Here is an 11221-nt window from a genome sequence, read left to right as displayed (position 1 = left end):
GCTTTAGCCCAAACCCTCCCCGCCCTGTAGGCACCCTCCGAAGGAGGGGAGTATTGTAGAAGAAAATTGTGGCAGGACGAAGAACTCTCCAAGCGAAAGATATATAGCCACGGAGTTTAACCTAGGGGTTAAAAAAAGAAAGAAAAAACAAAAGCCCTCTTAGGGCGCTACATAACCAGTGATTTCCCGATCAAGATAAAATCTCCACCGGGGTTTCCGAAAAGGATTTTTGCTTCAGCTTAAAAACTATCCTGGTTCCTTCAGGATTTCCTTCATTGTCTTTTTTATCGATGACCTCAAAATCTATATTCCCCGAATAACTTTTGTTGTAAAGATCTATCCGCTCTTTTATGATCTGCATGCCCATGCTTTTATGGTCTTTTTCGTGAGTTTTCTTTTCTGTACAGGTTCTGCCGACTCCGTTATCATCAATAATGATCTGGATATCTTCACCTTCAGGAATTACTTCCAAGAGCAAAGTTTTGGTATCACGTTTACTGGGAAGAAGGCCGTGCCAAATGGCATTTTCAATCAGCGGTTGAAGCAGTAACGGCGGGATCATCACATTCTCAATTTCCGGAGAATCCTCTCCCCGCACCTCAAAAGTAAAATCCTTTTCAAAACGATTTTTTTCCAAGGTAAGATAATACTTGGTTAACTGAAGTTCTTCAGATAAAGGAACCACATGTTTTTGGGAAGTTTCAAGTACCATCCTGGTATAACGACTAAAGACCACCAGGTACTTCATAGCTTTTGCATTCTGCTGACTTTGTATGAGGTAAGTGATGGCGTTAAGGCTGTTAAAGATAAAATGGGGATTAATACGAAGGCGTGTGACAAGAATTTCTGCCCGTGCAAGGTTGCGCTCGTAAATCGCTTTCATTTTCTCCTTTTCTTCTTTTAAAATACGGGCATCTACCTTCTTTTTCATCTGAATGTTACGGTATTGCAACAAGAAAATCACCAAAATAAAGAAAAGGCCAATACCCATGAGTAACATAAAGATCCTGCGCCGCTCCAGTTTTTGTTGCTGATTGTCCAACAGGGTTTGCTGCAGGGCCTTGTCTTTCTCCAGTAACTGAATTTGATCTTCTTTTTTCTCAATGTCATACTGCCGGATAAGGGCAGCTATCTCAACATTTTGTTCTGTAATCTTAATGCTGTCCTCGTATGCTTTCCCCTGTTTGAGGTATTGCAAAGCAGCGGAAGCCTGGTTCTGCCTTTCAAGTATATCGGCCAGCCGATAGGAATTCTGCATGATCAAGCCATGCAGATTCAACTCCCTTGCGATCTCCAATGATCTTTGATAATAATTCCCGGCAGGAACAAGTTCATTCTGCTTAAAATGTACATCTCCCAGGTTTTCCAGGATCTGAGCCTGGCGATGGGCATCACCCAACTTCTCGAATCTATTAAGTGCATCTTCAAAATATGTAGCAGCCCGGTCCAGGTCTTCCCCCTCCTCGAGATAAGATTTTCCGTAGAATTCATGGGTTATAGCAAGACCATAATCATCATTTCTTTCCTGATTGATCGCGAGCAGTTCATCAAGATACTCCCGGGCAGTTTCAAATTCTCTTTTATCAATATAATAGTCCCCAATAGACAGATAATTCATTGCTACTCCGAGACTGTTCCCACGTTCTTTTTCTGCCTCAAGGGAACGTTGGTAATAACTTAAAGCCTCGTCCTGTCGCCCGGCAATATTGCCTAATGTATTTCCAATCCCATTGCTGGCAATTGCGATATTCCTTAGATCTTCCTCCTCTTCTGCTATTTTCAACGCCTTCATGTAATAAGAAACCGCTGTATCATATCTTTGATCGTAACGAGCTGCCACGCCTGCGTTGTTTGCAAAGATCATTTTATGGACCGGCTCAACATCCTCATTTTCAACGAGGTTGTAAGCCTTTATATGCAGTGGTAAAGCTTCATCATATCGTTGATGATACCTGTAAAGCAGCCCGAGGTTGTCCAGTGTCCTGGCATAGAGTAAAGAATCTCCTGTATTTAAAGCTTGTTGGATAATGTCACGCGCAAGTGCATACTCTTCTTCTTCTTCGTGTTCATTTCGGTGGAACTCTCTTAGCATTTGAAGTCCGTAAACCACCTTCAGGGAATCATTCGCTTCCTGTTCAAAAGAAGTCTTTAAACTGTCAAGACGGGACTGGGAAAACCCTGAAATGGAAAAAAGAAAGACCAATACGAAACCCATAAGCAACAGGGGCCTGCAGGGTTTCTCCGGAGAGCTCAAATGAGATCCCGGGTGAGTGAAAAATTTATTAGTAATATCAGGCTGTTTTGGTAATTGCATCAAATAAATTCGTGATCAGGTCCTTTTTATTTTTGCTTACCGGAATGGATTTTCCATCCTGCATCACAAGATATCCCCCATCATTCCGATAATACTTTTTCATATAATTCGGGTTGATGAGATAAGATTTATGAATACGGATAAAAAAATATTTTTCCAGTAATTTTTCAAATTCCTTCAGGGTTTTGCTTAACACCAGTTTCCGGTTATCAACAGTAAATAATAAGGTATAATTATTCTGGCTTTGGCAATATAAAATTTCATTTGTTTCAATAAACTCAAAACCTTCAGTCACCGGGACGGCTATTTTATTTTTCAGGATCCCTTCTCTTTTCATATGATCCAGTAATTCATTCATTTTTTCAGAAGAAAGGTTCTTCTTCATCTCCCTCTCCTTTTTCCACTGTAAAACCGCCGTTTCAAATTCGGTTTCATCAATGGGTTTAAGAAGGTAATTAACAGCATTTGCTTTAAAAGCCTGTGCGGCATATTGACTGTATGCGGTGGTGAAAATTACATCAAAATTTTCTGTGGAAAGTTGATCGAGCAATTCAAAGCCATTCATTCCCGGCATTTCCACATCCAAAAATAATAGATCGGGCTTTACTTTGGGTATAGACAGTAAAGCATCTTCGGGCCTGGTCCCTTTAAAGACGATCTCGGCTTCAGGAAACTTACCTTTTATATGGAGGACCATCCCCTCCACACAATGTACTTCATCATCTACAATTGCTACTCTCATTCTGGAATTAATTCAAAAAGTGAATGGTTTTCCTAATAAATGTAGGTTTTCTAAATGATCTATTAAAAATTTAATGGATAAAATGCTGTTATTCATTAGGGTAAGCGGTGTATGAATTAGGCTATGGCAAAATTTATAAGCTGTATTCAAAACCAACTTAAATAATTAGGGAGGCGTTTTTACTAATCCACATCCCCTGTTCACTAATTTATCATCCTTAGAAGTAATTAAAATTCAGACTTTTACACCAATCAATCAGAAATAATTACTTCTGAAAAATTGAAAAACACTAACCTTTGAACTATTAGAGAATGAAAACTAAATTACTTTTTACCGCCGCTTTGATGTTAATTGGAAGTTGCTTTATGACAAATGCCCAAACAGATACCCGTATTGGCGGAATGGTCGCTTATGGAACTGAAATAGAAAATGTTGGAATTGGCGTCAATGCTGAATTCCCGGTCATGGAAAATCTCACTATTTCCCCCGGCTTCATATATTTTCTTCCAAAAGATGAATCTGGAATTAATGTTAACTGGTGGGAATTAAATGGGAATGCAAATTACTACTTCATGAATAGCGAAAGCCTGGGATTTTATGGTATTGCCGGACTTAATTACACGAATGTTTCGGTGGATTTTGACGAGACGCCTTTTGGAGGTTCTTCAATGGAAGCCAGTGACGGGAGATTTGGTCTAAACCTTGGTGCGGGGGCGAATTTCAATATTGGAAGTAGCATTACACCTTTTGCTGAAGCGAAATATGTCATCATAGACGGCAGTCAGCTGGTACTCGCAGCCGGTGTGAAATTCAATCTTTAAAGATTTTGATTTACAGCAGGGGCAGGGAAATTGCCCGGCAATGAACCGAATCAAGAGCAACAATTTTTAAAAGAATTAATCCGGCGGCATAAACAGTACTTAAAAACACCTTTTTTGAATCCTAAAAAAATATACTATGGAAACCGGAAATACACACGCTAAAACCGAGAACCACGAAACAGATGATATAACAATTGCTGTCGTAGCTTATTTGACCCTTATCGGTCTGGTAGTAGCCTTTGTTATGAATAAGGACAAGAAAGATCCTTTTGCAGCCTATCATATCAAGCAATCATTAGGACTTACTGTATGTGGACTCGCCCTTTTCGTCGTGGGAATGATCCCAATCCTGGGATGGTTGGTGAGTTTCTTTGGTTCCCTTTTCCTCTTGTATTTGTGGATCATGGGACTGGTAAATGCCATTAACGGAAAGGTAAAATCTGTACCTGTTCTGGGAAATAAATTCGAAGAATGGTTCAGAAATATTTGAAGCATTTGATCAAAAAATCTTATCCAACCGAATTCAAAAAACATTTAAACCATAATTATGAAAATAAAATCTACAATCCTTTCAATGATCATGTTTGTAACTTTTTTAAGTTTCCAATCCTGTTCAGGCGATGACTCCGAAGAAACAGATGATGAAATTGCCGGATGCAATAACTTTGAAAGTGAATATGTCCCGGTAAACGATGCTCTGTCGGCATATGCCGAAAATCCCAGTCCGGAGACCTGTGAAAATTATAAAAACGCTTTACTTGATTTTTATGATGAATTCAACGATTGTCCCTACTGGGGGGATTATTACCAGGAGGCCTTTGATCAAATTCAGGCAATTGACTGCAGTGAAGAAGGATCAGCTTAATATTAACCATTCTAAAGTAATGATCTGAAATTATTTGGGGGGAATGGATTTCAGATCTGGTAAGTGGATGGACAGTGAAAACTGTTCATCCATTTTACGTTTGTATTTGTAGTGGTTGTGGCAATTAACGTTCAATGATTAGGATTAGAAAAAAAAATTAAAACATCAGGATTTCGACTACTCCTTCCTTTGGTACGGGTCAGTCTGACAAGTGAATCTTTAAATTTTCTTCTTTAAATATCATTTTTACCTTTTTGTTCTTTCGACCAGAGGGAGCCACCTCTACATTTTAAAAAATGTAACTTTAAACCCCAACTCAAATTTTAATTCCTTAATGCTTCAAACGGTAGTTCATTATTTCCTCCACTTCATCTTTATAGGTGCAATTGCTTACTGGTATGACAAAAAGAACTGGAAAAAATACTGGCTGATTTTATTGGTGACTATGCTGGTGGACCTTGATCACTTGCTTGCCACGCCCATTTTTCATCCCGGAAGGTGTAGTATAGGATTCCATGTACTACACTCAGAATTTGTCATCCCGTTGTACTTCCTGGGAGCTGTTTTTGTCAAACATAAGATCATTCGGCTGGTGATGATAGGCCTGGCTTTTCACATGATCACCGATTTTATCGACTGCCTGTGGATGTTTTCCAAATGTGCGAATTGTTCTGCTGCTGAAATTTTTCAGGGAATCTAAAAAGTGAACGGAGGACATTGCTCAACGCATAAAAAACAGTAACCTTTAATTAAATCCACAATAAATTTCCCGCCGATCCTGTCAATTTAGCCAGATTTCCTACGGTTAACCTGGATATTATAATTAAATAACGATGTCCTGGCTCCTGGTTCTTTTAGCGAAGCGGACTTATATCTAATTAACCATTTCACAGTTTTACCTTTATTAAAAAATCTAATTCTATTATATTTACCACCGGAGTTTTCACTGCTCCGGGATCAACAGCAAAAAATTCACTGAACATGCACGTAGCCATTGCGGGAAACATAGGGGCGGGAAAAACCACCCTTACCAAATTACTAGCGAAACATTTTAACTGGGAAGCTCAATATGAAGACGTACTCGAAAATCCTTATCTCGAGGACTTTTACAACAAAATGGAGCGCTGGTCCTTTAACCTGCAGATCTACTTTTTGAACAGCCGTTTCCGCCAGATCCTTGAAATCCGGGAAAGCGGAAAAGCCATTATCCAGGATCGTACGATCTACGAAGACGCCCACATCTTTGCGCCCAACCTGCACGCCATGGGTCTTATGACTAACCGTGACTACGAGAACTATCGCTCCCTTTTTGACCTTATGGAAAGCGTGGTACAGGGACCCGATCTTTTAATTTACCTGCGCAGCAGCATTCCCAATCTAGTTTCCCAGATCCACAAACGTGGCCGCGAATACGAAAATTCCATCTCCATTGATTACCTAAGCCGCCTTAACGAACGATACGAAGGCTGGGTGCACAACTACAATAAAGGAAACCTGCTGATTATTGATGTGGACAACATCAACTTCGTCGACAATCCGGAAGACCTGGGAAATATTATTACAAGAGTGGATGGAGAGCTCAACGGACTTTTTAAGTAGACGAGAGATGTTAGACGGAAGACTTTAGAACTTGAAAATTGTTTATTATTCATTGATCATTGTTTCCTGATTTTCATTATCTTATAGGGAATCATTAAATTAGAGATCATGAAGACTTCCATATTCATCTGGAGTATAATGCTGCTCTTTTTCTTTCCTTTTACAGAACAGGATAGATATGAGCAACAGCGTGAAAAGATGGTGAAGCAACATCTTGCTCCACGCGAAATAACAGACCCACATACATTAGAAGCCATGCGCAGTGTGGAGCGTCACCGCCTGGTTCCAAAAAACATCGAAAGGTACGCATATGAAGATCGGCCGCTGCCCATCGGGAATGGTCAAACTATTTCTCAGCCGTTCATAGTGGCCTATATGACCCAGGCAATCAATCCCAAACCCGGAATGAAAGTACTGGAAATAGGTACAGGATCGGGCTACCAGGCAGCAGTGCTGGCCGAAATCGTTGATGAAGTTTATACCATTGAGACTGTAGAACCCCTGGCAAAAACTGCAAAAAAGAAGCTTACCGAAATGGGTTATGACAATATTCACTTTAAAGTTGGTGACGGCTTTTACGGATGGGAAGAGCACGCGCCCTATGATGCTATCATTGTGACCGCTGCTCCCGAAGAGATTCCTCCCCGATTGGTAGATCAGCTAAAAGTGGGAGGTAAAATGGTCATTCCCGTTGGACCAATGTCTTCCACCCAGGAACTTAGACTTGTCGAAAAGCAGGAAGACGGAGAGCTAAAGATCAAAAATATGATGCCGGTGCGGTTTGTACCGTTTACAAGAAGGGATTAGCTCTTAATTATTGGTAATCGGTGTCAGTAAAAATGGAATTTCACCGGTACAAGCCCGCGGAGCATTTGAGAGAACCACATTCTCAATGTTTATAACATTTACCTACGAGCCCTCTCAGGTGACTTACCCTTCTGAATAAAATTCCCGGATTCCCACACGTGTCTAGATCCACATGAACTCAAAATTATTGCAGGAACGACAGATATTGCCTTTACAAGGACCACCTCCGCCCAGTGAGCACCACCCGGAAAGAAGGGGGCTTTTATGAAAATTTCCTTAACAATGCAGGTCTAAATACTTTACTTGCTCCCTACTCCTTTTTCATTTTATAAATCCTTGTTCCCTCGCGTGTTCTTCAGCTTGTTGAGAGGTTTCGGCCATAAGCACCGGAACGGTTTCAAAATTATCAACGATACTTCTAACCCGTCTCATTTGTCGGCGGTGATTTACACTCCGTAAATAGATCGCGAGGATGCGATCGGGATATTGAGCAGCAATCTCGGTATAAATCGCGGGGTCATGTTCCCCGCTGTCGCCAATAAGGATGAAGTTGAGGTTAGGATATGTTTTGAGGATATTGATAATCTCCTTTTGCTTGTGTGGTTTTTCAGGTTTAAGCGTCCTGTCAAAGGGGGTCCGGAAATCCCTGAGCAGAATTGGTCCTTTTGGAAAATCATTGATCTCCAGGAATAACTTCAGGTATTCGTACAGGTTCCAGGGGCTGTTGCTCAGGTAGATCATTGGGTTTTGTTCATTACCTTTCTTTCCGGCATGGAGATCGCGGTAAAATTTTGGAGAACCTTCCAGGGAGATCCTGTTATGGGCGTTCTTAAAAAGAGAATTTTTAATGAGTCTCCATTTTAAAAAAGAAGTCACGCCGGTATGTAAAATAGTATCGTCAATATCACTTATTACCCCGAAACTCGCTTTTGTTGGCGGAATAAGTAATTCTGCTTCAAAGTTATTCCCATTTGTAATTATGCTATTAGACACCTCATTTCCAAAAGAAACTTTCAGCTTTACCCAACCTTCATCATCGGCGTGTTCATTTAGATCCAGGGAGATGGTTTTATCGAAAAGAAAATAACCTTCAGCATTCGTTTTTGTGGTAAGCACACGCCCATTAGGCAGTTCCAGAGCCACTTCTGCATCAGTGACCTCATAACTATCAAATTGTTTGTACGTATTGACCAGGGTCCTGAAGAACGATTGATCCTCATGCATCTTGAGCTTATCATCATCAATGGCACGTCCCAGGAGATACAGGTGACTACCGGTCCCATAACTGCGATACGTAGCCAGTTTAACTTCAGGTTTTGCGGTAAGGTGATTTTTTAACCTGGAAAGGAGCTTCATAAAAAGAATTTAGAAATGAAATTTTTGACACCTCTTTCAAGATACATTTAAAAACAAAAATCCCCCGCAGTTGCAGGAGATTTTTAAAATATTTTAGGAAACTTAATCTAGAATTACTCTTTTTGAGTCTCTACTTCTAAAATTTGTTCTGCAGGAATTTCTTCGAAAGCTGTTACAGCATCTGCAATTTCCTCAGCAGCTGCGAGAGTCTCAGCCTTGTCTGTAGAAAATTGGGCCACAGCTGCAGGTTCTTCTTCCTGCTGAAGAATGGTCACTTCATCAACCTCAGGCGTATTGGCAATGGCCATATCTTCACCCAGAATTGGTGCGATCACCAGTCCGATCAAACATGTGAGTTTAATAAGAATATTCATTGAAGGCCCGGAAGTGTCCTTGAAAGGATCTCCAACCGTATCTCCGGTTACAGCAGCTTTATGTGCTTCAGATCCTTTGTAGGTCATCTCCCCGTTGATCATAACCCCTGCTTCAAAGGATTTCTTGGCATTGTCCCATGCACCTCCAGCATTGTTCTGAAAAATAGCCCAAAGTACGCCGCTCACGGTTACGCCGGCCATATAACCGCCAAGCATTTCAGCAATTAAACGATTTTCATATTCAAAAGCCATGGGAACGAGTACAATAATGATTGGGAAACCAATGGTTAGCAATCCAGGTAAAAGCATTTCCCGTAGCGCAGCTTTTGTGGAAATTTCCACACATTTGTCGTATTGAGGTTTTCCGGTTCCTTCCATAATTCCGGGAATTTCACGGAACTGTCGACGCACTTCGTTTACCATTTCCATCGCTGCCTTCCCTACAGACTGCATGGCAAGGGCAGAGAATACCACGGGAATCATTCCTCCGACAAAAAGCATTGCTAGTACGGGAGCTTTAAAGATGTTGATCCCGTCAATGCCTGTAAAAGTCACATAAGCTGCGAAAAGTGCAAGAGAAGTAAGTGCCGCTGAAGCAATTGCAAAACCTTTTCCGGTTGCAGCAGTAGTATTTCCTACGGAATCAAGAATATCTGTTCTTTCCCTAACTTCTGAAGGTAATTCGCTCATTTCGGCAATCCCCCCCGCGTTATCGGCAATAGGTCCAAAGGCGTCAATGGCCAGCTGCATTGCAGTAGTTGCCATCATAGCCGAAGCCGCAAGTGCTACCCCATAGAAACCTGCAAAAGCATATGATGCCCAAATAGCAATGGCAAAAAGAAGTACAGAATAAAAAGTAGAGATCATTCCGGTAGCAAGTCCGGCGATAATATTCGTACCGGCACCTGTGCTGGAATTCTGGACGATAGAAAGTACAGGCTTATTACCAAGCCCTGTGTAGTATTCGGTCACTGCAGAGATCACTCCACCCACGACAAGACCTACAAGAGTGGCATAAAATACCCGAAGGGAAGAGATCACCTGTATCTCTTTTTCACCGAAGAAAACCATTTTCATACTTTCGGGCAACATCCAGGTCACAAGGAAGTATGAAGAAATTGCAACTAATATAATTGAGATCCAGTTTCCTTTGTTTAGAGCAGACTGAACTTCGGCTTCTTTAGCAGTATTGCTTTTGATCTTCACCAGCATAGTTCCGATTATAGAGAAGATAATTCCGAAGCCGGCAATGGCCATTGGCAGCAGGATAGGTCCTATTCCGCTGAAGCCTTCGCCTACGATATTTCCTCCCATGTCGTTAATCACGTAGTTACCCAATACCATGGCAGCAAGCACTGTAGCCACGTAACTTCCAAAAAGATCGGCACCCATTCCGGCTACGTCACCAACGTTGTCACCAACGTTATCGGCAATTGTGGCAGGGTTACGGGGATCATCTTCAGGGATACCGGCTTCCACTTTTCCAACCAGGTCGGCGCCAACATCGGCAGCCTTGGTGTAAATACCACCACCCACACGGGCGAAGAGCGCGATAGATTCAGCTCCCAGCGAGAATCCAGCCAGGGTTTCCAGAACTATGGTCATTTGGTGAACGTTTGTCCACTCCCCACCCATAAAGACATGGTAAAAAATGATAAAGAATGTTGTTAAACCAAGAACTGCAAGTCCGGCAACCCCGAGTCCCATTACTGTACCACCACCAAAAGAGACCTTTAGTGCCTGTGGCAGACTTGTTCTTGCCGCTTGTGTGGTTCGAACGTTGGACTGAGTTGCGATACGCATTCCGATATTTCCGGCAAAAGCCGAAAAAATAGCTCCAAAGATAAAAGCTACAACAATTAAGATATGAGTGGTTGGAACAATAAATGAAATTCCGGCCAGTAAGATACTGGCTACGATAACAAAAATGGTAAGTATCCTATATTCGGCATTAAGAAAAGCCAGTGCTCCTTCATAAATATGAGAAGAAATATCTTTCATCTTTCCATCTCCTGCATCCTGCTTCAAAACCCAGGAGCGTTTTACCCACATAAAAATAAGTCCAATAATCGCCAGAATAGCCGGCAACCAGATCATGTATGATTCCATAATTTTTTGTTAAAATTAATTAGCGGCGCTAAAGTTAGCAAAAGAGGACAAAATATGGCTTACTAAAAATGATGTTTATCAGTATTTGTGTCAATAAATTCAGATATTCCTAGTCGGGAAGGTTTCTCAAGCAGCAAATATGTATTATTATTAAAGATTCCCTGTTAATGCTATTTTTTCATCCCTTTTTTAACGCCGTAGGAAAAATCATATAAAAAGAAAATGCAGCTATTC

The 11221-nt window shown here is 41.2% G+C and carries 10 protein-coding genes; 6 read left to right on the top strand and 4 right to left on the bottom strand.

The window, feature by feature from the left end; genetic code table 11:
• Positions 1–190 precede the first annotated feature (190 nt).
• Both H148_RS0112415 and H148_RS0112410 read right to left on the bottom strand, forming a co-directional pair.
• Positions 191–2314, bottom strand: a complete 2124-nt coding sequence (locus H148_RS0112415) for a tetratricopeptide repeat-containing sensor histidine kinase (protein WP_051286427.1) — start codon at positions 2312–2314, stop codon at positions 191–193.
• Entirely contained in the window at positions 2292–3056 is a 765-nt protein-coding gene (locus H148_RS0112410) for a LytR/AlgR family response regulator transcription factor (protein ID WP_029035093.1), read from the bottom strand. The genes H148_RS0112415 and H148_RS0112410 overlap by 23 nt, the downstream gene beginning before the upstream one ends.
• A gap of 311 nt (positions 3057–3367) precedes the next feature.
• On the opposite strand from H148_RS0112410, the gene H148_RS0112405 reads away from it, so the two are divergent.
• From H148_RS0112405 to H148_RS0112375, 6 genes are all read left to right on the top strand, one after another.
• A complete protein-coding gene (locus H148_RS0112405; RefSeq protein ID WP_029035092.1) occupies positions 3368–3877 on the top strand; it encodes an outer membrane protein in 510 nt (169 codons plus the stop codon).
• Positions 3878–4013: 136 nt separating this feature from the next.
• A complete protein-coding gene (locus H148_RS0112400; protein ID WP_029035091.1) occupies positions 4014–4367 on the top strand; it encodes a DUF4870 domain-containing protein in 354 nt (117 codons plus the stop codon).
• Between the two features lie 57 nt (positions 4368–4424).
• Complete coding sequence (locus H148_RS0112395) at positions 4425–4742, top strand: hypothetical protein (protein ID WP_029035090.1); 318 nt, start codon at positions 4425–4427, stop codon at positions 4740–4742.
• A 334-nt stretch (positions 4743–5076) separates the two neighbouring features.
• Positions 5077–5442 carry a DUF6122 family protein gene (locus H148_RS0112390; RefSeq protein WP_029035089.1) on the top strand — a complete coding sequence of 122 codons (366 nt, stop codon included), beginning with the start codon at positions 5077–5079 and terminating at the stop codon, positions 5440–5442.
• A 281-nt stretch (positions 5443–5723) separates the two neighbouring features.
• A complete protein-coding gene (locus H148_RS0112380; protein ID WP_029035088.1) occupies positions 5724–6341 on the top strand; it encodes a deoxynucleoside kinase in 618 nt (205 codons plus the stop codon).
• A gap of 108 nt (positions 6342–6449) precedes the next feature.
• The gene (locus H148_RS0112375) at positions 6450–7148 is read left to right on the top strand and encodes a protein-L-isoaspartate(D-aspartate) O-methyltransferase (protein WP_029035087.1); all 699 of its coding nucleotides are present in this window, start codon (positions 6450–6452) and stop codon (positions 7146–7148) included.
• A gap of 321 nt (positions 7149–7469) precedes the next feature.
• On the opposite strand, the gene H148_RS0112365 is transcribed toward H148_RS0112375, so the two are convergent.
• On the bottom strand, positions 7470–8504 hold the full coding sequence (locus H148_RS0112365; protein WP_029035086.1) for an App1 family protein phosphatidate phosphatase: 1035 nt from the start codon (positions 8502–8504) through the stop codon (positions 7470–7472).
• 113 nt (positions 8505–8617) lie between these two features.
• Positions 8618–10987 carry a sodium-translocating pyrophosphatase gene (locus tag H148_RS17830; protein ID WP_083961665.1) on the bottom strand — a complete coding sequence of 790 codons (2370 nt, stop codon included), beginning with the start codon at positions 10985–10987 and terminating at the stop codon, positions 8618–8620.
• Positions 10988–11221: the final 234 nt, after the last annotated feature.

The sequence above is a fragment of the Salinimicrobium terrae DSM 17865 genome, assembly GCF_000424665.1.
GTDB classification, from domain to species: Bacteria; Bacteroidota; Bacteroidia; order Flavobacteriales; family Flavobacteriaceae; genus Salinimicrobium; species Salinimicrobium terrae.
This window is presented reverse-complemented; position numbering and strand designations above follow the sequence as displayed.